Origin of the sequence: Kosakonia radicincitans DSM 16656, assembly GCF_000280495.2 — a bacterium.
Taxonomy (GTDB): Bacteria; Pseudomonadota; Gammaproteobacteria; order Enterobacterales; family Enterobacteriaceae; genus Kosakonia; species Kosakonia radicincitans.
The window spans coordinates 505984-526961 of the sequence record NZ_CP018016.1 but is presented as its reverse complement, the minus strand read 5'-3'; the positions used below and the strand labels follow the sequence as shown (position 1 = coordinate 526961).

Genomic DNA, 20978 nt, shown 5'->3' with positions numbered 1-20978 from the left:
ACGGTTCATGGTCCTGATGATCGTAAGTGGTCGTTCGGGTTCAGGCAAATCCGTGGCCCTGCGCGCCCTGGAAGATATGGGCTTCTATTGTGTCGATAACCTGCCGGTAGTGCTGCTGCCGCAACTGGCGCAGACACTCGCCGATCGTCAGACCTCTGCCGCCGTCAGTATTGATGTGCGTAATATGCCGGAATCACCGGAAATTTTTGAACAGGCGATGAGCAGCCTGCCTGACGCCTTCTCGCCGCAGTTGCTGTTCCTTGATGCTGACCGCAACACGCTGATTCGTCGCTACAGTGATACGCGCCGCTTACATCCGCTCTCCAGCAAAAATTTATCGCTGGAAAGTGCTATCGATGAAGAGAGCAACCTGCTGGAGCCACTGCGTTCCCGCGCGGACCTGATTGTCGATACCTCCGAAATGTCGGTACATGAGCTGGCCGAAATGCTGCGCACTCGCCTGCTCGGCAAGCGCGAGCGCGAACTGACCATGGTCTTTGAGTCGTTCGGCTTTAAGCACGGGATTCCTATCGATGCTGACTACGTCTTTGACGTTCGCTTTCTGCCCAACCCGCACTGGGATCCGAAACTGCGCCCGATGACCGGTCTCGACAAACCTGTCGCGGCGTTCCTTGACCGGCATACCGAAGTGCACAATTTTATTTACCAGACCCGCAGTTATCTTGAACTGTGGTTACCGATGCTGGAAACCAACAACCGTAGCTATCTGACCGTCGCTATCGGCTGTACTGGCGGTAAGCATCGTTCTGTTTATGTCGCCGAACAGCTGGCAGATTATTTCCGCTCGCGCGGTAAAAACGTTCAGTCCCGTCACCGTACGCTGGAAAAACGCAAAACATGACCGTAAAACAAACCGTTGAGATCACCAATAAACTGGGCATGCATGCGCGCCCGGCGATGAAACTGTTTGAGCTGGTACAGGGGTTTGACGCAGAAGTGTTACTGCGTAACGACGAAGGCACCGAAGCGGAAGCCAGCAGCGTGATTGCATTGCTGATGCTGGATTCCGCAAAAGGGCGGCAAATTGAAGTCGAAGCCAGCGGCCCGCAGGAAGAAGAAGCCCTGGCAGCCGTGATTGCCCTGTTTAACGCGGGCTTTGACGAAGACTGAGTTAGTACAGCTTATTGTTCTGCAAAAAGCCTTCGCCTCCGAGCTGGCGCATCTGGCGCAGGATCCACGCCTGACGGCTGCGGACATAGCCGGATGGCGCTGCCGCCTGGAAACGTATTGGGTTTGGCAGTACTGCCGCCAGCAATGCCGCTTCCGACATGGTTAACCGGCTGGCCGGTTTGTGAAAATAGCGCTGAGCCGCCTCTTCCACGCCAAACACGCCGTCGCCAAACTCCGCAATATTAAGATACACCGTCAGGATACGCCGTTTCGTCCACACCGCTTCCATCCCCAGCGTCAGCCCGGCTTCCAGCCCTTTTCGCACCCAACTTTTTCCATCCCATAACAGCAGGTTTTTCACCGTTTGCTGAGAGATAGTCGACGCGCCGCGAATACGGTTCTCATGGCGTTCATTATGTGAAAGTGCCTTCTGGATCGCGCCAAAATCCAGCCCCCAGTGATCGGGGAAACGCTGATCCTCTGCTGCGACAACAGCCAGCGCCATCCACGGCGAAATTTCATCCATACTGACCCAGTCGGAATGAGCAACATAACCAAAGTTACCTGTCAGCCAGGCCCCAATTTGCCGCTCGACCATCACGGCAGAAAATGGCACCGGCAGAAAGCTGAACAGCACAATGCCGCCGCCCCAGAAAATGGCCAGTACCAGTAAAACCCGCAGCGCAATACGTTTCAGCATAGTTTTCAGCGGGCCGCGAAAGCCATTTCTCATTCCGCCAGCACCAGTATGCGCGCAACCAGCTTTTCGATCCCCGCCGCAGCCTGCGCAATATCCTCAGCAAGCATATACGCTGGCGTGGTTACCACTTTATTCTCTTCATCCACCACAATATCGTCCACCGGGCACGGCACATGTTCCGCGCCCATCTCTTCCAGCACTTCAGCGATATCGACATCCGTACCGATTGTCAGACGCAGCGGGAAGTCGAAAATTTTCGGCAGCAACGCCGGAGCGATACACATAAATCCCAGCGGTTTACCCGCCTGATGCATCTCCAGCACTCGCTGTTTAAGCGTATTATCGACAACACACGCGCTGCCCTGGCTGGCAAAATTACTCAAATTTTTGGCCGCACCAAAACCACCAGGCACAATCAGCGCATCCAGATCATTTACTGATAGTTGTGCCAGCGGCCGGATATTTCCACGCGCAATTCGGGCCGCTTCGACCAGCACATTGCGGCTCTCCGTCATGACATCACCTGTCAGGTGATTCACCACATCGCTCTGCCATTTATCCGGCGCGAAACAAACTGCCTCAGCACCTGAACGGGCGATCGCCAGTAACGTGATCACCGCTTCATGGATTTCCGCACCGTCATAGACACCCGCGCCGCTAAGAATCACGCCTACTTTTTTCATTTTGCTCATCCTTTATGCAGCGTACTGTCGATAATTAAAAATTTTGATAAGGGAGCCTTGCTTCACACATTTCACTGATTGATGTAACAAATCATTTAAGATTTGCTATCTTATGTGCGTGTGGTCGAATTTTTTCAGGCTACGCCCTTGCAAAAAAGAGTAAAAACTACGGCGCAGCTACGGTTTCCCTGGTGTTGGCGCAGTATTCGCGCACCCCGGTTAATCCGGGGTCATTTTTTTCCAGCGTCCACTGCCGCAACCCAGGCTTTCAGTACCGCCACATCGTTCTGCCACTCCTGTTTCATCTCTTCCACCCATTCGCCGACATTGTCCCACCACGCCGGAAGATCGGGAGACTGGATCTGTTGCCCCAGTTGCTGCAGATGACGTAAACCGACAGAGCCTGCCGCGCCCTTAATCTTATGTCCCTCTTCGGTTATGCCTTTCTGATCGCGGGCCGTAAGATTTGACTCAAGCACATTGAGATAGCCCGGCATCATTTTCTCAAAGACAGCCAGCCCATCGGTGATTAATTTAGGCCCAACCAGCTCGATATATTGCTCAAGCATGGCCGTATCCAGCACCGTTTGTACTTTGCTGTTATCGACAGTTGTCACCTGCTTCTCCTCATTGGCGTTTGTATCCCAGAACTTTTTAATCATGGCAGTTAATGCCGGGACCGCCAGCGGTTTGCTCAATACGTCATTCATGCCCGCATCGAGATACTCCTGTTTGTTTTTCAGCACGTTGGCTGTCAGTGCTACCAGTGGCGGCAGATCTTCGCGCGGGTAACGGCTGGTTAGCGTGCGGGAAATATCCAGCCCGGTCATGTCCGGCAACTGAATATCCAGCAGCAGCAGATCGTATTCGCCAGGGGCGAACATCTCCAGCGCGGCGCTTCCGGTCATCGCCACATCGACGCTACAACCCAGCTTTTCCAGCACCGAGCGCGCGACAATGACATTCAGCTCAATGTCCTCAACCAGCAGCACATGCAGCGCAGGCAACGGCATATCATCATCTTCGAAAGCGTCATCAACTTCTTCCGCCACTGCGGGCGCATGAACGGTCAGCGTAAAGATGGACCCGGCGCCTGGCTGGCTGCTGACAGAGATATCCCCCCCCATATTTTTGGCGAGGCGACGTGAAACGGCCAGCCCGATACCCGTTCCCGTGGCCGGTTTGCCACCGTGGCTATCTTTGACCTGGTAATACATGGCAAAGATCTTATCCTGCTCGTCGCGCGGAATACCGATACCGGAATCCTGCACTTCGAAGTGCAGGATTTCACCTTCATCGTAGCGAACGCGCACTTCAACCTGACCTTGCGGAGTAAATTTCACCGCATTGCTGATCAGGTTCCACAGAATCTGCCGCAGACGCGTACCGTCGGTAATCACCTTGTGCGGCAGCGGCAACGTTGGCTCCAGTACAAAACGCAGCCCTTTTTGATGCGCCTGCAAACCGGAAAGGTTTTCCAGATCGGCAAGGAAGCTGGTGAAATCCAGTGGCTGGTTATCAAGCTGAACTTTACGGCGCTCCATTTTATCCATGTCGATAATATCGTTGAAGATATTCCCCAGCGTCACGGCTGAGACATGGATTGTCTTCAGGTATTTCTCTTGCTCCTGCGTCAAATCCGTGTCGAGCAGGATCCGGCTCAGGCCGACGATGCCATTCAGCGGTGTACGCAGTTCATGGCTAATCGTGGAAATGAAGGTGGTCTTATCCCGACTGGCCCGCTCCAGCGCATCCTGGTAGCGTTTACGCTCAGTAATATCGCGGCCAAAGCCCATCAGCCCGTGGCGTTTACCCACGCGGTCGTAATAAGGCACTTTACGGATTTCGAAACAGGCTTTGCGCCCGTCCGGATAATCCAGCCACTGTTCGTAGGTCAGCGATACGTTATGACGAAAGACTTTTTCATCGGTTTCAATAACTTTCGCTGCGGCTTCCTCAGAATAGACATCCTGCGGTTTCAGGTGAATGAGCTGCTTCTCGCTTTTGCCGGTCAGCAGTTCCATCGCCCGGTTACAGCCAGAAAACTCTTTATCTTCGTTACGGTAGAAAACCAAATCCGGTGAGGCATCAAGGAAAGAGCGCAGAAAGGAGGATTGTTGTTCGAGCTGGATCTGCGTTTGCTCGCGCTCCTGCATCTCTATTTTTAGCTGTTCAAAGGTCTCCTGGCGCTCCGCTTCAGCCTTTTCACGATCGCTGATCTCCTGGTTAAGCTGGGCAATATTATCTTTTAACTGCACATTGAGCTTCAGATCGCGATCGCGCATCTCTTCGAGTTTTTCTACCAGCCGCGATAACCGCTGACGGGATTCTTCCAGCTGCTCAACCACCACCGATAAAAAGTAGACCGCCCACGGAGTGATCAGCAGACCAAAAAAGATCGAGCGGATAACATCAATGCTCTCCACCTGACCCTGCAATACCATGGTGACCGCCATCTGCACGACGATTGCCAGCACCACCAGCGCTAAAGCCAGCAGCAAGGAAAAGCGCACCAGACCAAGCTTCATCATCAGATCGACGTAGTATTGCGCCAGTAAACGGATTTGCTTCATAGAGTTTCCCTCGGACAATTGCGCTCAATAATACTCAATTCTGGGCAAGGGATTGAAGCTTGTGTGAAAAATGCGGTGAGAGTTAAGGTTTTGTTGCCGGTTCAGGCGGGCAATTGCCAGCAACGTCCAAGCGCCGAACCTTGTCCGCCCTGCTCATTCAGATAGCGATCCAGCTCCACCATGCCGGTCCAGCGGTTTTCGCACCACAGCGGCGCCAGCAGGGTCGGACGGCGCGCGCTGGCGGAAACGCGGTGATAGACAACCTCCGGCGGCGTATGGCGAATCATCTCTCCGGCAATAACGGTATACTCTTCCAGGCCAATACCATTCAGGCGGCCAGCTTCCCATGCCTTCGCCATAATACTGCCTTTTACGATATGCAGCGGATGCAGCTTAATGCCATCAACGCCAGCATCTGTAACGCGCTGTAGGGTCTCCAGGCAATCCACGCGACGTTCCCCCGGTAACCCGACAATCAAATGCGTGCAGACTTTCAGACCGCGTTGACGGGCCTGTTGCGCCGTTTTCCGATAGCAGGCGAAATCATGCCCACGGTTGATGCGATGCAGCGTTTTATCGTGAGCAGTTTGCAGGCCCAATTCCAGCCACACTTCATAACCCTGTTGATGGTTTTCACAAAGCAAATCCAGCACCGCTTCCGGCACGCAATCAGGGCGCGTGCCGACGCACAAACCCACAATGTTCGCCTGGCTTATCGCCTGCTGGTACATCGACCGTAGCACCTGCACTTCCGCCCAGGTGCTGGTGTAAGCCTGGAAATAGGCGAGATAGCGACGTGCGCGATTGACGAGGTTCGCCTGATGAGCAAGCTGGTCAGCAATGGATTGGTGCTGCTGTGCCTCATCGGCAAAAGAAGCGACATTACAGAACGTACACCCACCGCGTCCAATGGTGCCATCGCGGTTTGGGCAGCTAAAACCGCCATGCAAAGTGAGTTTATGGACTTTTTCTCCATACCGGCGAGCAAGATCCCCACCAAACATATTGACTAATTTCTGTAACTGCATAATCTGAAAGGCCGCCCTGACGAAAGGGTGTAGCCTGCCACTTTTAGCTTTCATCGGCGATGACCTGGATCAATCGCCCCGGAAGGCTTTTATTCATTGCATAAAAAGTCAATATAATCGCAATTTCATTCACCTCAAAGGCGATTACTTTTCCTTATATTCCTGCCTTATTTTGCAGAAATACGTGCGTAAGTGAAAAACAGTGTCTTCATGCAACTCTCACCCACACAGCAGAATAAAAATCTGCCGTTAAATACATACTCAGGACAGAACATCAGAAACTACGCTTTGGTATAGTGAGTCAGATCACACTCCGCTACCGCTTGTCGCTGCGCTCCATGAATGTAAAAAAGCTTAAATAAATATAAATATCAAATATATAAACCATCTTTAGCACATTTTTGTATAAATAAGCTCGGCATTTGACCTGTGTACGGATTCCCGATAACTTGGGAATCCGCTGGAAGCTTTCTGGATGAGCAGTCTGCTCATCATATTTATGCAGTAATTGAGATTCCCTCTTAAGCAAGTCCTCAACACTTGTGTATCGATGCGAAAAGGAAATTAAAGAGGGCGACATGCGAGGCATATGCCCCGTCGCCATGCTCTTTTTGCGCCTGTGCGTATCGATCAACGGAGGGTGTCTCGTAGAGCCTGGGGAGGTTCACTGATATGTTGTACGATAAATCTCTCGAGAGAGATAACTGTGGTTTCGGCCTGATCGCCCACATAGAAGGCGAACCTAGCCACAAGGTAGTGCGTACCGCTATTCACGCACTGGCCCGAATGCAGCACCGTGGCGCAATCCTTGCCGATGGTAAAACCGGCGATGGTTGCGGCCTGCTGCTGCAAAAACCCGACCGTTTCTTCCGTATTGTGGCGGAAGAGCGCGGCTGGCGCTTAGCCAAAAATTACGCCGTGGGCATGCTGTTCCTGAATCAGGATCCAGAAAAAGCCAGCGCGTCACGTCGCGTTGTTGAAGAAGAGCTGCAACAAGAAACCCTGTCGATCGTCGGCTGGCGCGATGTGCCAACCAACGAAGGGGTGCTCGGTGAAATCGCCCTCTCCTCGCTGCCTCGTATTGAACAAATTTTCGTGAACGCCCCCGCAGGCTGGCGCCCGCGCGATATGGAGCGTCGTCTGTTTATCGCTCGTCGCCGCATTGAAAAACGCCTGCAGGAAGATAAAGAGTTCTACGTTTGTAGCCTCTCCAATCTGGTGAACATCTATAAAGGTCTGTGTATGCCGGCGGATCTGCCGCGCTTTTACCTGGATCTGGCGGATCTGCGTCTGGAATCGGCCATTTGCCTGTTCCACCAGCGCTTCTCCACCAACACCGTGCCACGCTGGCCGCTGGCGCAACCGTTCCGCTACCTGGCGCACAACGGTGAAATCAACACCATTACCGGTAACCGCCAGTGGGCGCGCGCGCGTACCTACAAATTCAAAACGCCGTTGATCCCGGATCTTCATGATGCCGCGCCGTTCGTCAACGAAACCGGCTCTGACTCCAGTTCAATGGATAACATGCTCGAGCTGCTGTTGGCAGGCGGGATGGATATTGTGCGCGCCATGCGTTTGCTGGTGCCGCCAGCCTGGCAGAATAACCCGGATATGGATCCGGACCTGCGCAGCTTCTTCGACTTTAACTCCATGCACATGGAACCGTGGGACGGCCCGGCGGGCATCGTGATGTCTGACGGGCGTTTCGCTGCCTGTAACCTCGACCGTAACGGTCTGCGCCCGGCGCGCTATGTCGTTACCAAAGATAAGCTGATCACCTGTGCTTCAGAAGTGGGGATCTGGGATTATCAGCCGGACGAAGTGGTCGAAAAAGGCCGTGTCGGCCCGGGCGAACTGATGGTTATCGATACCCGAGACGGGCGCATTCTGCACTCTGCCGAAACCGATGACGATCTGAAAAGCCGCCACCCGTATAAAGAGTGGATGGCGAAAAACGTTCGCCGTCTGGTGCCGTTTGAAGATCTGCCTGATGAAGAAGTCGGTACCCGCGAGATGGACGACGATCTGCTGGCAAGCTACCAGAAGCAGTTTAACTACAGCTTTGAAGAGCTGGATTCGGTTATCCGCGTGCTGGGCGAAAATGGCCAGGAAGCGGTCGGCTCCATGGGCGATGACACCCCGTTTGCGGTGCTTTCCAGCCAGCCACGCATTATTTATGACTACTTCCGTCAGCAGTTCGCGCAGGTCACCAACCCGCCGATCGATCCGCTGCGTGAAGCCCACGTTATGTCGCTGGCTACCAGCATCGGTCGCGAAATGAACGTCTTCTGCGAAGCGGAAGGCCAGGCGCACCGCCTGAGCTTCAAATCACCGATCCTGCTGTACTCCGATTTCAAGCAACTGACGACGATGGAAGAGGAGCACTACCGCGCCGACACGCTGGACATCACCTTCGACGTGACTGAAACGTCGCTGGAAGAGACCGTCAAAGCGCTGTGTGATAAAGCAGAGCAGATGGTGCGTAATGGTACTGTATTGCTGGTGCTCTCTGATCGTAACATCGCCAAAAATCGCCTGCCGGTTCCGGCGCCGATGGCAGTGGGCGCGATCCAGACACGCCTGGTGGATAAGAGCCTGCGCTGCGATGCCAACATTATTGTTGAAACAGCAAGTGCCCGCGACCCGCACCACTTTGCGGTGCTGCTCGGCTTCGGCGCGACGGCCATCTACCCGTACCTGGCGTATGAAACGCTGGCGAAACTGGTCGACAACAATGCCATTGAGAAAAATTACCGTACAGTGATGCTGAACTACCGTAACGGCATCAATAAAGGGCTGTACAAAATCATGTCCAAAATGGGCATTTCGACGGTCGCCTCATACCGTTGCTCAAAACTGTTTGAAGCCGTGGGCCTGCACGATGACGTTGCTGCGCTCTGCTTCCAGGGCGTTATCAGCCGTATTGGCGGCGCGGGCTTTAGCGACTTCCAGCAAGATCTGCTGAACCTCTCTAAACTGGCCTGGCTGGCGCGTAAACCGCTGTCGCAGGGCGGCCTGCTGAAATATGTCCATGGCGGTGAATACCACGCTTATAACCCGGATGTCGTACGTACGCTGCAACAGGCAGTACAGAGTGGCGAGTACAGCGATTATCAGGAATATGCGAAGCTGGTTAACGAACGCCCGGCAGCTACGCTGCGCGATTTGCTGGCCATCACGCCGAACGGTGAAGCGGTCAGTCTGAAAGATGTGGAACCGGCGACCGAGCTGTTTAAACGCTTCGATACCGCAGCGATGTCTATCGGCGCGCTCAGCCCGGAGGCTCACGAAGCGCTGGCAGAAGCAATGAACAGCCTCGGCGGTTTCTCCAACTCCGGTGAAGGCGGCGAAGATCCGGCGCGCTACGGCACCAATAAAGTGTCGCGTATCAAGCAGGTTGCTTCTGGCCGCTTTGGTGTAACCCCGGCGTACCTGGTGAACGCTGATGTCATTCAGATCAAAGTCGCCCAGGGGGCAAAACCGGGAGAAGGCGGCCAGCTACCAGGTGACAAAGTCACCCCGTACATCGCCAAACTGCGCTACTCCGTACCCGGCGTAACGCTGATCTCTCCGCCTCCGCACCACGATATCTACTCTATCGAGGATCTGGCGCAGCTGATTTTCGACCTGAAGCAGGTCAACCCGAAAGCGATGATCTCCGTGAAGCTGGTTTCCGAACCGGGCGTCGGTACCATCGCTACCGGTGTGGCGAAAGCCTATGCCGATCTGATCACTATCGCCGGCTACGACGGCGGTACTGGTGCAAGCCCGCTCTCTTCGGTGAAATATGCCGGTTGTCCGTGGGAACTGGGGCTGGTGGAAACCCAGCAGGCGCTGGTCGCGAACGGTTTGCGTCACAAGATCCGTTTGCAGGTGGATGGCGGTTTGAAAACCGGCCAGGACATCATCAAAGCTGCCATTCTGGGCGCCGAAAGCTTTGGTTTCGGTACCGGGCCAATGGTCGCGCTGGGCTGTAAATACCTGCGAATTTGTCACCTGAATAACTGCGCAACCGGCGTAGCGACTCAGGATGACAAACTGCGTAAGAATCACTATCACGGTCTGCCGTTCAAAGTGACCAACTACTTTGAATTTATCGCCCGTGAAACCCGCGAGTTAATGGCGCAACTGGGCGTGAAACGCCTGGTCGATCTGATTGGCCGCACCGATCTGCTGAAAGAGCTGGACGGTTTTACCGCCAAGCAGCAGAAGCTGGATCTGGCGAAACTGCTGGAAACCGCCGAGCCGCACCCAGGCAAAGCGCTGTACTGCACGGAAAACAACCCGCCGTTTGATAATGGCGTGCTGAACGCGCAGTTATTGCAGCAGGCGAAACCGTATGTCGATGAGAAGCAGAGCAAAACTTTCTGGTTCGATATCCGCAACACCGATCGTTCCGTGGGTGCTTCACTGTCTGGCTATATTGCGCAGTCTCATGGCGATCAAGGGCTGGCAGCCGATCCGATTAAAGCGCATTTCAGCGGCACCGCAGGCCAGAGCTTCGGCGTGTGGAACGCTGGCGGCGTTGAGCTCTATCTGACCGGCGATGCCAACGACTATGTCGGTAAAGGTATGGCGGGCGGTTTGCTGGCGGTGCGTCCGCCGGTGGGTTCGGCCTTCCGTAGCCATGAAGCAAGCATTATCGGTAACACCTGCCTGTATGGCGCAACCGGCGGTCGTTTGTACGCTGCGGGCCGCGCAGGCGAGCGTTTTGCGGTGCGTAACTCCGGCGCCATCACGGTTGTAGAAGGCATCGGCGACAACGGTTGTGAATATATGACCGGCGGCATTGTTTGCGTGCTGGGTAAAACCGGCGTCAACTTTGGCGCAGGGATGACCGGCGGCTTTGCCTATGTACTGGATGAAGACGGTGAATTCCGTAAACGCGTTAACCCGGAACTGGTGGAAGTGCTGAGCGTCGATGACCTCGCCATCCATGAAGAGCATCTGCGCGGTCTGATCACCGAGCATGTGCACCATACCGGTTCTCAGCGTGGCGAAGAGATCCTGGCGAACTGGCCGGCATTCTCATCGAAATTCGCCCTGGTGAAACCGAAGTCCAGCGATGTGAAAGCCCTGTTAGGTCACCGTAGTCGTAGCGCGGCAGAGTTGCGCGTGCAGGCGCAGTAAGGAATTGAGATGAGTCAGAACGTTTACCAATTTATCGACTTACAGCGTGTTGATCCGCCCAAGAAACCGATCAAGCTGCGTAAAATTGAATTTGTTGAAATCTACGAGCCCTTCTCTGAAGGGCAAGCTAAAGCGCAGGCCGATCGCTGCCTCTCCTGCGGTAACCCGTACTGCGAGTGGAAATGTCCGGTTCATAACTACATTCCTAACTGGCTGAAGCTGGCCAACGAAGGTCGTATTTTTGAAGCAGCAGAGCTGTCGCACCAGACTAACACCCTGCCGGAAGTATGCGGACGCGTCTGCCCGCAGGATCGTCTGTGCGAAGGTTCCTGCACGCTGAACGACGAGTTCGGCGCAGTCACCATCGGCAACATCGAGCGCTATATCAACGATAAAGCGTTCGAAATGGGCTGGCGTCCCGATCTGACCGGCGTGAAGCAAACCGGTAAACGCGTGGCGATTATCGGTGCAGGTCCGGCAGGTCTGGCGTGTGCCGATGTACTGACCCGCAACGGCGTAAAAGCCGTCGTCTTCGACCGTCATCCGGAAATCGGCGGCCTGCTGACCTTTGGTATCCCGGCCTTCAAGCTGGAAAAAGAGGTGATGACCCGCCGCCGTGAGATTTTTACCGGTATGGGTATTGAGTTCAAACTCAATACCGAAGTGGGTCGCGATGTGCAGATCGACGAACTGCTGAAAGATTACGACGCGGTGTTCCTCGGCGTCGGTACCTATCAGTCAATGCGCGGCGGGCTGGAGAACGAAGACGCTACGGGCGTATTCGACGCACTGCCGTTCCTCATCGCTAATACACGTCAGATTATGGGCTTTGGCGAAACGCCAAATGAGCCGTATATCAGCATGGAAGGCAAACGCGTCGTGGTGCTTGGCGGTGGTGATACCGCAATGGACTGCGTGCGTACTTCTATTCGCCAGGGCGCAACGCACGTAATTTGTGCTTATCGCCGTGATGAAGAGAACATGCCGGGTTCCCGCCGCGAAGTGAAAAACGCGCGTGAAGAGGGCGTGGAATTCCAGTTTAACGTGCAGCCGCTGGGCATCGAAATCAATGCCAACGGCAAAGTGTGCGGCGTGAAGATGGCGCGGACCGAAATGGGCGAGCCGGATGCTAAAGGCCGTCGCCGTGCGGAAATCGTCCCGGGTTCTGAGCATGTGGTTCCGGCCGATGCTGTGGTGATGGCGTTTGGTTTCCGTCCGCACAGTATGGAGTGGCTGGCGAAGCACAGCGTTGAACTTGACGCTCAGGGCCGCGTTATCGCACCGGAAGGCAGCGAAAATCCGTTCCAGACCAGCAACCCGAAAATCTTTGCCGGCGGCGACATTGTACGTGGCTCCGATTTGGTGGTGACCGCGATTGCCGAAGGCCGTAAAGCGGCTGACGGCATCATGAACTACCTCGAAGTGTAATACCCATGTAGCGACCCAAAAGGAGGCTTCGGCCTCCTTTTTTATTGGCGGATCGCAGATAGTAAAACAGGGCCCTTCGGCCCTGTTTGATTACTTCACTACCCGCAACGACGGGCGTCCACCGCGCGGCGGCGGATCGTCATCAGGGTCGTTGTCCTGATCGTCAGCATGATCGGGTTTATCACCGTCGATAACCGACATCACCGTCTCACTTTCCTGCGCTGAAGTTTCGTGGTCGTCATTCATCATGGCGACGTCTTCATCGTAGGCAGCTTCCGGTTCGAACATGGTACCCGCGCCGTTTTCACGGGCGTAAATAGCCAGTACGGCCGCCATCGGCACCGCAACCTGACGCGGCACGCCACCGAAGCGCGCATTGAAACGCACCTCGTCGTTCGCCAGTTCCAGATTGCCTACCGCGCGCGGCGCGATGTTCAACACGATTTGACCGTCACGCGCATACTCCATCGGCACGCGAACATCCGGCAACGTCACATCAACAACCAGATGTGGCGTTAGCTGGTTATCCAGTAACCATTCATAGAAGGCCCGCAGCAGATACGGACGGCGTGGAGACAGTTGTGACAAATCCATTCAGTTAACCCCGGCCAAGGCGCATTTCGCGCTCGGCTTCAGTCAGAGAAGCGAGGAAGGAATCACGCTCAAATACGCGCGTCATATATCCTTTCAGCTCTTTGGCGCCTGCGCCGCTCAGCTCGATGCCCAGTACCGGTAAGCGCCACAGCAGCGGTGCGAGGTAGCAGTCAACGAGGCTGAACTCGTCGTTCAGGAAGTAAGGTTTCTGGGTGAACAGCGGGCCAATTGCCAGCAGCTCTTCACGCAGTTGCTTACGGGCGGCATCGGCCTGTGCGCCGCTGTTGTTCTGGATGATATTCATCAGGGAATACCAGTCCTTTTCAATGCGATGCATGTACAGGCGGCTTTCACCGCGCGCGACCGGGTAAACCGGCATTAGCGGCGGATGCGGGAAACGCTCGTCCAGATATTCCATAATGATGCGTGATTCCCACAGGGTGAGTTCACGATCTACAAGTGTCGGTACGCTTTGATTCGGGTTGAGGTCAATCAGATCCTGAGGAGGATTATCCTTTTCCACGTGCTCAATTTCGAAGCTGACACCTTTTTCGGCCAGCACGATACGGACCTGATGGCTATAGATGTCCACAGGACCAGAAAACAGCGTCATTACCGAACGTTTGTTGGCAGCGACAGCCATGAAAACCTCCAGGTATATTCAAGAATTTACTGCTACCGGACTTACTCGACCGGTCAGATGTGAGTTACCTACCCGCCCGTACTGTCACTTTCGTTCAGGAAGCAAACAAAAAATGAACAATCCCAGCCATTTGGGCAGAAAATTGGATGATAGTTTACCAGATTTTGCGGGGTTTGTGGTGAGGGGATTCTGCAAATGCTGAAAAAGACGCAATAAGCGATTGATTACTGTGGATAACACGATTTTTATCCATAAAAAAACCCGGCTTGCACCGGGTTTTTTCGCCAATCGTTCTGCCGAAGCAGAAAGCAATTAACGTTTGGAGAACTGCGGACGACGACGTGCTTTGCGCAGACCGACTTTTTTACGTTCAACCTGACGAGCGTCACGAGTGACGAAGCCAGCTTTACGCAGTTCGGAACGCAGAGACTCATCGTACTCCATCAGAGCGCGGGTGATACCGTGACGGATCGCACCTGCCTGACCGGAGATACCACCACCTTTAACGGTGATGTACAGATCCAGTTTTTCAACCATGTCGACCAGTTCCAGCGGCTGACGAACTACCATGCGGGCAGTTTCACGACCGAAGTACTGTTCCAGAGAACGCTGGTTGATTACGATTTTACCGTTGCCCGGTTTGATGAACACGCGAGCGGCGGAGCTTTTGCGGCGACCAGTGCCGTAGTATTGATTTTCAGCCATTGCCTATAATCCCGATTAGATGTCAAGAACTTGCGGTTGCTGTGCCGCGTGGTTGTGCTCGTTACCCGCGTAAACTTTCAGTTTACGGTACATAGCACGACCCAGCGGGCCTTTTGGCAGCATGCCTTTAACCGCGATTTCAATCACACGCTCAGGACGGCGGGCAATCATCTCTTCAAAGGTCGCTTGTTTGATACCACCGATGTGGCCGGTGTGGTGGTAGTACATTTTGTCAGAACGTTTGTTGCCGGTTACAGCAACTTTTTCTGCGTTCAGAACGATGATGTAATCACCAGTATCAACGTGCGGAGTGTATTCCGCTTTATGCTTACCGCGCAGGCGACGAGCCAGTTCGGTAGCCAGACGGCCCAGAGTTTTACCGGTCGCGTCAACAACATACCAGTCGCGTTTTACGGTTTCTGGTTTAGCTGTAAAAGTTTTCATTATAAAGCTTACCCAAATAATAAGTTACACGTTGGTGAACACCCAAACGCCTAAATACAAGTGAGGTTCACACGACATTGTCCAGTAAACCTACCCCTTCGGATATGTTTAGCCGGCACACAAGAGTTTCGGGAAAAAAACCTTGTAGTAACGTGGGGTCGCAGGATTATAGAGAAGTCGTGGGCAAAGATCGACCCCTTTTTGTGATTTGGCGCGGCTTTTGTGCAAGGCGAATCCCTTTCCCGGTGGGAAAGGGATTTACCGATTACGGCATATGCGCGCGCTTGAGATATTCTTCGCTCTGCATCTCTTGCAGGCGGGACAAACAGCGCTGAAACTCAAATTTCAGCCGTTCGCCCTGATAAATCTCATGTAGCGGCGCAGCCGCACTCACCACCAGCTTCACATGGCGCTCGTAAAACTCATCCACTAAAGCAATAAAACGTCGTGCTTCGCTCTCCATCAGTGGTGTCATTACCGGCACATCGAACAACATTACGGTATGGAACAACCGCGAGAGCGCGATGTAATCGTGCTGGCTGCGCGCATCGACGCAGAGCGTGGCAAACGACACTGCCAGCGTCTGGTTTTCCACACCCAGCGTCGGCAGCGCACGGTGATTAATCTCCAGCTGTGGCGCATGCTCACGCTTTGCGCCCGCCAGCGCTAACCACAACGTATCCATTTGCCGCGCGGTCTCGCTATCCAGTGGAGTCAGCCATAAGTGCGCCTGGGTTAATGTGCGCAGACGATAATCGACGCCCGCATCGACATTCATCACATCGCAAAACTGCTTGATGGCATCGATAGCAGGTAAAAAGCGCGAGCGCTGCAAGCCGTTGCGGTAGAGCTCATCCGGCGGAATATTCGACGTCGCCACCAGCGTGATACCACGGGCGAACAGCGCTTTCATTAGCCCGCCCAGCAGCATGGCGTCGGTAATATCCGAAACGAAAAATTCATCGAAGCACAGCACATCGGTTTCAGCTTTGAAGCGATCGGCAACAATTTCCAGCGGATCGCTATGCCCCTGAAGTGAAGTCAGTTCTTCGTGCACGCGCAGCATAAAACGGTGAAAGTGCAGACGTTGTTTACGCTCACCCGGCAGGCTCTGATAGAACATGTCCATCAGCCAGGTTTTGCCACGGCCAACGCCGCCCCACATATAAAGACCGCGCACTGGCGCGCTTTCACGCGGTTCTCGTTTTCCCAGCAGTTTGCCGAACTTCGCCAGCAAACCACCGTTTGTCGGTGCGCTGTTGTCGCTGCGGGTAATAAGTTCTTGATAGATATGTTCCAGCCGCTGAACGGCTTCTTTTTGCACATCATCCGGCTGATGGCTCCCCTCGTTGAGGGCGCTGTTGTATCGCGATGTCGGGGTAAGGCTTTGCATGGTGTTATGGTTGTTCCTTGAAAATCGATCCGCCCCCACAGGGTTGACGAAAAAAAGGCCGTTCTACACTACGCGATGATTTGTCAGGATTCCACTTCTACACCAGAAGCGGTTATAGTGGCACTATCAGGCGCAGGCAAGGAGCTTGCAGCCCACACCCTACGGAATCACAAAATAACGGGAGAAGTACATGACCTGGGAATACGCGCTAATCGGGTTGGTTGTCGGCATTATCATTGGTGCCGTGGGTATGCGTTTCGGAAACCGTAAATTGCGCCAGCAACAGGCCTTGCAGTATGAGCTGGAAAAAAACAAAGCGGAACTGGAAGAGTATCGCGAAGAACTGGTGAGCCATTTTGCCCGCAGCGCGGAACTGCTGGATAACATGGCGCATGATTATCGCCAACTGTATCAACACATGGCGAAAAGCTCGTCCAACTTGCTGCCGGAAATGTCGGCAGAAGAGAATCCGTTCCGCAACCGTCTGGCCGAATCTGAAGCCAGTAACGATCAGGCGCCGGTGCAGATCCCGCGTGATTATTCTGATGGCGCTTCCGGCCTGCTGCGCGGCGGCGCAAGCCGTAAATAATTCCGCCCTGTCATCTGTTTTTTTCGGGCGCGTTCCCCGCGCCCACCCCATCTTCCGCATCATAGCTATTATTTAGTCATTCACCTCATTGTTACCCGGTTGAAATTTCAATAACATCAAACTGTTTTGGGGCGTCATTCCTTTCACTTCAGGTTACGAGAGCCAGCATCAATGAAGAAACCAACCCTGCTGTTGAGTGCATTTGCGTTAAGTGTCGGGTTAACTCTCTCGGCACCGTTTCAGGCGATGGCCGCCATGCCATCACAAGTGCCCGGTCAGGGCGCGTTGCCAAGCCTTGCGCCCGTGCTGGAAAAGGTACTGCCTGCGGTGGTTAGCGTGCAGGTAGAGGGGACAACGACACAAGGTCAGAAAGTTCCGGAAGAGCTTAAGAAGTTTTTCGGCGACGATGTGCCGGATCAACCGCAGCAACCGCAACCTTTTGAAGGGCTGGGCTCCGGGGTGATCATTGACGCCGCGAAAGGCTACGTGCTGACAAACAATCATGTGATCAATCAGGCGCAAAAAATCAGCGTGCAGTTGAACGATGGTCGCGAGTTCGATGCCAAGCTGATCGGCGGTGATGATCAGAGTGATATTGCTCTGCTGCAATTACAGAACGCCAGCAATCTGACGCAAATTGCGATTGCCGACTCCGATAAACTGCGCGTCGGCGACTTTGTCATTGCCGTAGGTAACCCGTTCGGCCTTGGGCAGACAGCCACTTCCGGGATTGTTTCCGCGCTGGGCCGCAGCGGCCTGAATCTGGAAGGGCTGGAAAACTTTATCCAGACGGATGCCTCAATTAACCGTGGTAACTCCGGCGGCGCGCTGCTTAATCTCAATGGCGAGCTTATCGGCATTAATACTGCTATCCTCGCACCAGGCGGCGGTAGTGTAGGGATTGGCTTCGCCATTCCGAGCAATATGGCACAAACCCTCTCCAGGCAATTGATTCAGTTTGGCGAGATCAAACGCGGTCTGTTGGGCATCAAAGGCACGGAAATGAGTGCGGATATCGCCAAAGCCTTTAACCTTAACGTCCAGCGCGGCGCCTTTGTCAGCGAAGTGCTGCCTAACTCCGGCTCGGCAAAAGCCGGGATCAAATCCGGTGATGTTATCGTCAGTCTGAACGGTAAGCCGCTGAACAGCTTTGCCGAACTGCGTTCACGTATTGCCACGACGGAACCCGGCGCGAAAGTGAAGCTCGGCCTGCTGCGCGATGGCAAGCCGCTGGAGGTGGAAGTCACGCTGGATAAAAGCACGTCTTCGTCCGCCAGCGCCGATCTGATTTCACCGTCATTGCAGGGTGCAGAACTGAGCGACAGCCAGCTCAAAGATGGCACCAAAGGCATCGCGATAAATAATGTCGAAAAAGGCAGCGCCGCCGCGCAGGCCGGTCTGCATAAAGATGATGTGATCATTGGCATCAACCGTGAGCGCGTTCAGTCGATCGCTGAAATGCGTAAATTGCTGGAAACGAAACCTTCGGTAATGGCGCTGCATATCGTGCGCGGCAACGACAGCATCTATCTGCTGTTGCGCTAGGTCCCTCACTCTCCGGACATCATCATGTGATGTCCGGAGAACTCATGTTATGCTGCTGCCGTTCTTCCTTTTAGCGATAATCCCATCATGTATGTGAAGATTTTACGTTCAGTTGCAATCGGTTTGGTTGTGGGTGGCCTGATCATCGTCGCCATGCCTTCGCTGCGCAAAAACATCCCACTTAGCGCTCCCCAGCTTGAAAGCGCTGACGAAACGCCAGCCAGCTATAACCCGGCTGTACGCCGCGCAGCGCCGGCGGTGGTCAACGTCTATAACCGCAGCCTGAATAGCTCCACTCATGATCGTCTGGAGATCCGTACGCTTGGTTCCGGCGTGATTATGGATCAGCGTGGCTACATCATTACCAACAAGCACGTCATCAATGATGCGGACCAGATTATCGTCGCCCTGCAGGATGGCCGGGTGTTTGAAGCATTGCTGGTTGGCTCGGATTCCCTGACCGACTTAGCGGTGCTGAAAATCAACGCAACCGGCGGTCTGCCGGTGATCCCCATCAATACGAAACGCACGCCACATATCGGCGATGTGGTGCTGGCAATCGGAAACCCGTACAACCTTGGTCAAACGACAACGCAGGGGATTATCAGCGCTACCGGGCGTATCGGCCTGAACCCGAGCGGACGGCAGAACTTTTTGCAGACCGATGCTTCTATCAACCACGGGAACTCCGGCGGCGCACTGGTCAACTCACTGGGCGAGCTGATGGGCATCAACACGTTGTCATTTGATAAGAGCAACGACGGCGAAACACCGGAAGGCATCGGTTTTGCCATCCCTTTCCAGCTGGCCACCAAGATTATGGATAAGCTGATCCGCGATGGTCGGGTGATCCGGGGTTACATTGGTATCGGCGGGCGAGAAATTGCGCCTCTGCATTCGCAAGGCGGCGGTATCGACCCAATTCAGGGGATTGTCGTTAACGAAGTTTCGCCTGGCGGTCCTGCCGCGCGCGCCGGGATTCAGGTCAATGACGTTATCACCTCCGTCAATGGTAAAGCGGCCGTTTCCGCGCTTGAAACTATGGATCAGGTCGCCGAGATCCGCCCGGGTTCCGTCATTCCGGTTGAAGTGATGCGTGACGATAAGAAACTGACCCTGCAAGTCACCATCGAAGAGTATCCGGCAACTAACTGATTGCCATAAAAAAACCGGAGCACAGGCTCCGGTTTTTTTATGGCGGCGATAACACGTTAGCGGTTAACGAAATCCACGCCCAGTTGAATATCTTTTTTCAGCGTGTCCAGCATACCTTCCAGCGACTGTTGTTCATAAGCGCTAAGCTTGCCGATAGCATGGCGCTCTTCAATGCCGTTTTTCCCCAGCAGCAGCGGCTGTGAGAAGAAGCGCGCATATTCGCCATCGCCTTCAACATAGGCGCATTCAACCACGCCTTTCTCGCCTTGCAGCGCACGAACCAGCGACAAACCAAAACGCGCAGCGGCCTGCCCCATCGAGAGCGTAGCCGAACCGCCACCCGCCTTCGCTTCCACCACTTCAGTACCAGCATTCTGAATGCGTTTTGTCAGTTCTGCGACTTCTTGCTCGCTAAAGCTGACGCCCGGTACCTGCGACAGCAGCGGCAGAATGGTAACGCCGGAATGGCCACCAATCACCGGCACTTCGATATCGCCCGGTGATTTATGTTTCAGTTCGGCAACAAAAGTATTGGAGCGAATAATGTCCAGCGTAGTGACGCCAAACAGTTTGTTCTTGTCGTAGACACCCGCTTTTTTCAGCACTTCCGCCGCAATGGCGACGGTGGTATTAACCGGGTTAGTAATGACGCCAATACAGGCTTTCGGCGCGGTTTTCGCCACCTGGGTGACCAGGTTTTTCACAATGCCCGCGTTGACGTTAAACAGGTCGGAACGATCCATACCCGGTTTACGCGCCACGCCAGCGGAAATCAGTACGACATCGGCCCCTTCCAGCGCAGGAGTCGCATCATCGCCGGAGAAACCTTTAATGCTCACATCAGTTGGAATATGGCTGAGATCAACAGCAACCCCGGGGGTTACAGGAGCAATATCATAGAGAGAGAGTTCTGAACCAGAAGGCAGTTGTGTTTTCAGTAGTAGGGCTAGCGCCTGACCGATACCGCCGGCCGCGCCGAGGACTGCGACTTTCATCCTAAACTCCTTATTATGGTTAGCTAAATATCTTGTTACTCCGTTGCGGCGACCTTAATTCACCCTGATAATTATGGCAATGCATGCGCAAAAATTCTGCAGCACACTCCACTTTAAAATCTTATAAGAAGGTAAATACGTCGTCAGATCGGCAAACTAAGCAACTAACACTGAGAGTTTATAATATAGCTGCGATATCCACCAAAATAACATCAACTTTATAACATTTAATTTACTTT

The 20978-nt window shown here is 54.0% G+C and carries 17 protein-coding genes; 7 read left to right on the top strand and 10 right to left on the bottom strand.

From position 1 onward, the window contains the following. The first annotated feature begins 7 nt into the window (after positions 1-7). Both rapZ and npr read left to right on the top strand, forming a co-directional pair. Positions 8-862, top strand: a complete 855-nt coding sequence (rapZ, locus tag Y71_RS02580) for an RNase adapter RapZ (RefSeq protein ID WP_007369894.1) — start codon at positions 8-10, stop codon at positions 860-862. Next, on the top strand, positions 859-1131 hold the full coding sequence (gene npr, locus Y71_RS02575) for a PTS phosphocarrier protein NPr (RefSeq protein WP_007369893.1): 273 nt from the start codon (positions 859-861) through the stop codon (positions 1129-1131). The genes rapZ and npr overlap by 4 nt, the downstream gene beginning before the upstream one ends. Before the next feature lies 1 nt (position 1132). Here the strand turns inward: npr and mtgA are convergent, their stop codons facing one another. The 4 genes from mtgA to mnmL all read right to left on the bottom strand — a co-directional run bounded on the left by mtgA (position 1133) and on the right by mnmL (position 6115). Next, complete coding sequence (gene mtgA, locus Y71_RS02570) at positions 1133-1864, bottom strand: monofunctional biosynthetic peptidoglycan transglycosylase (protein ID WP_035942012.1); 732 nt, start codon at positions 1862-1864, stop codon at positions 1133-1135. Beyond that, positions 1861-2514, bottom strand: coding sequence for an isoprenoid biosynthesis glyoxalase ElbB (gene elbB / locus Y71_RS02565; RefSeq protein ID WP_007369891.1), 654 nt, complete (start codon positions 2512-2514; stop codon positions 1861-1863). Before elbB ends, mtgA begins: the two co-directional genes overlap by 4 nt. A gap of 230 nt (positions 2515-2744) precedes the next feature. Next, on the bottom strand, positions 2745-5087 hold the full coding sequence (arcB, locus tag Y71_RS02560; RefSeq protein WP_007369890.1) for an aerobic respiration two-component sensor histidine kinase ArcB: 2343 nt from the start codon (positions 5085-5087) through the stop codon (positions 2745-2747). A 101-nt stretch (positions 5088-5188) separates the two neighbouring features. Next, positions 5189-6115: a tRNA modification radical SAM protein MnmL/YtqA gene (gene mnmL, locus Y71_RS02555; RefSeq protein WP_007369889.1), complete on the bottom strand. Its 927-nt coding sequence runs from the start codon at positions 6113-6115 to the stop codon at positions 5189-5191. A 672-nt stretch (positions 6116-6787) separates the two neighbouring features. Between mnmL and gltB the strand changes: the two genes are divergently transcribed. Beyond that, positions 6788-11248, top strand: a complete 4461-nt coding sequence (gene gltB, locus Y71_RS02540; RefSeq protein ID WP_007369888.1) for a glutamate synthase large subunit — start codon at positions 6788-6790, stop codon at positions 11246-11248. A gap of 9 nt (positions 11249-11257) precedes the next feature. Continuing rightward, on the top strand, positions 11258-12676 hold the full coding sequence (locus Y71_RS02535) for a glutamate synthase small subunit (RefSeq protein ID WP_007369887.1): 1419 nt from the start codon (positions 11258-11260) through the stop codon (positions 12674-12676). Between the two features lie 90 nt (positions 12677-12766). On the opposite strand, the gene sspB is transcribed toward Y71_RS02535, so the two are convergent. From sspB to zapE, 5 genes are all read right to left on the bottom strand, one after another. After that, on the bottom strand, positions 12767-13270 hold the full coding sequence (gene sspB, locus Y71_RS02530) for a ClpXP protease specificity-enhancing factor (protein ID WP_007369886.1): 504 nt from the start codon (positions 13268-13270) through the stop codon (positions 12767-12769). A 4-nt stretch (positions 13271-13274) separates the two neighbouring features. Next, a complete protein-coding gene (gene sspA, locus Y71_RS02525; protein ID WP_007369885.1) occupies positions 13275-13913 on the bottom strand; it encodes a stringent starvation protein SspA in 639 nt (212 codons plus the stop codon). A gap of 312 nt (positions 13914-14225) precedes the next feature. After that, positions 14226-14618, bottom strand: a complete 393-nt coding sequence (gene rpsI, locus Y71_RS02515) for a 30S ribosomal protein S9 (RefSeq protein WP_000829818.1) — start codon at positions 14616-14618, stop codon at positions 14226-14228. 15 nt (positions 14619-14633) lie between these two features. Beyond that, positions 14634-15062 (bottom strand): 50S ribosomal protein L13, encoded by a 429-nt coding sequence (gene rplM / locus Y71_RS02510; RefSeq protein WP_007369884.1) that lies wholly within the window; start codon positions 15060-15062, stop codon positions 14634-14636. 265 nt (positions 15063-15327) lie between these two features. After that, positions 15328-16455 (bottom strand): cell division protein ZapE, encoded by a 1128-nt coding sequence (zapE, locus tag Y71_RS02505; protein WP_007369883.1) that lies wholly within the window; start codon positions 16453-16455, stop codon positions 15328-15330. Positions 16456-16645: 190 nt separating this feature from the next. On the opposite strand from zapE, the gene zapG reads away from it, so the two are divergent. From zapG to degS, 3 genes are all read left to right on the top strand, one after another. After that, positions 16646-17044 carry a Z-ring associated protein ZapG gene (zapG, locus tag Y71_RS02500; protein WP_007369882.1) on the top strand — a complete coding sequence of 133 codons (399 nt, stop codon included), beginning with the start codon at positions 16646-16648 and terminating at the stop codon, positions 17042-17044. A 171-nt stretch (positions 17045-17215) separates the two neighbouring features. Next, positions 17216-18589: a serine endoprotease DegQ gene (gene degQ / locus Y71_RS02495; RefSeq protein ID WP_007369881.1), complete on the top strand. Its 1374-nt coding sequence runs from the start codon at positions 17216-17218 to the stop codon at positions 18587-18589. Between the two features lie 87 nt (positions 18590-18676). Then, positions 18677-19744 carry an outer membrane-stress sensor serine endopeptidase DegS gene (gene degS, locus Y71_RS02490; RefSeq protein ID WP_007369880.1) on the top strand — a complete coding sequence of 356 codons (1068 nt, stop codon included), beginning with the start codon at positions 18677-18679 and terminating at the stop codon, positions 19742-19744. A gap of 56 nt (positions 19745-19800) precedes the next feature. Here the strand turns inward: degS and mdh are convergent, their stop codons facing one another. Continuing rightward, the gene (gene mdh, locus Y71_RS02485; RefSeq protein ID WP_007369879.1) at positions 19801-20739 is read right to left on the bottom strand and encodes a malate dehydrogenase; all 939 of its coding nucleotides are present in this window, start codon (positions 20737-20739) and stop codon (positions 19801-19803) included. Positions 20740-20978 lie beyond the last annotated feature (239 nt).

Excerpts from the sequence above, each read along its gene's own strand:
- rapZ (WP_007369894.1), top strand. The coding sequence starts at position 8 with ATGGTCCTGATGATCGTAAGTGGTCGTTCGGGTTCAGGCAAATCCGTG.
- npr (WP_007369893.1), top strand. The coding sequence starts at position 859 with ATGACCGTAAAACAAACCGTTGAGATCACCAATAAACTGGGCATGCAT.
- mtgA (WP_035942012.1), bottom strand. The coding sequence starts at position 1,864 with ATGAGAAATGGCTTTCGCGGCCCGCTGAAAACTATGCTGAAACGTATT.
- elbB (WP_007369891.1), bottom strand. The coding sequence starts at position 2,514 with ATGAAAAAAGTAGGCGTGATTCTTAGCGGCGCGGGTGTCTATGACGGT.
- arcB (WP_007369890.1), bottom strand. The coding sequence starts at position 5,087 with ATGAAGCAAATCCGTTTACTGGCGCAATACTACGTCGATCTGATGATG.
- mnmL (WP_007369889.1), bottom strand. The coding sequence starts at position 6,115 with ATGCAGTTACAGAAATTAGTCAATATGTTTGGTGGGGATCTTGCTCGC.
- gltB (WP_007369888.1), top strand. The coding sequence starts at position 6,788 with ATGTTGTACGATAAATCTCTCGAGAGAGATAACTGTGGTTTCGGCCTG.
- Y71_RS02535 (WP_007369887.1), top strand. The coding sequence starts at position 11,258 with ATGAGTCAGAACGTTTACCAATTTATCGACTTACAGCGTGTTGATCCG.
- sspB (WP_007369886.1), bottom strand. The coding sequence starts at position 13,270 with ATGGATTTGTCACAACTGTCTCCACGCCGTCCGTATCTGCTGCGGGCC.
- sspA (WP_007369885.1), bottom strand. The coding sequence starts at position 13,913 with ATGGCTGTCGCTGCCAACAAACGTTCGGTAATGACGCTGTTTTCTGGT.
- rpsI (WP_000829818.1), bottom strand. The coding sequence starts at position 14,618 with ATGGCTGAAAATCAATACTACGGCACTGGTCGCCGCAAAAGCTCCGCC.
- rplM (WP_007369884.1), bottom strand. The coding sequence starts at position 15,062 with ATGAAAACTTTTACAGCTAAACCAGAAACCGTAAAACGCGACTGGTAT.
- zapE (WP_007369883.1), bottom strand. The coding sequence starts at position 16,455 with ATGCAAAGCCTTACCCCGACATCGCGATACAACAGCGCCCTCAACGAG.
- zapG (WP_007369882.1), top strand. The coding sequence starts at position 16,646 with ATGACCTGGGAATACGCGCTAATCGGGTTGGTTGTCGGCATTATCATT.
- degQ (WP_007369881.1), top strand. The coding sequence starts at position 17,216 with ATGAAGAAACCAACCCTGCTGTTGAGTGCATTTGCGTTAAGTGTCGGG.
- degS (WP_007369880.1), top strand. The coding sequence starts at position 18,677 with ATGTATGTGAAGATTTTACGTTCAGTTGCAATCGGTTTGGTTGTGGGT.
- mdh (WP_007369879.1), bottom strand. The coding sequence starts at position 20,739 with ATGAAAGTCGCAGTCCTCGGCGCGGCCGGCGGTATCGGTCAGGCGCTA.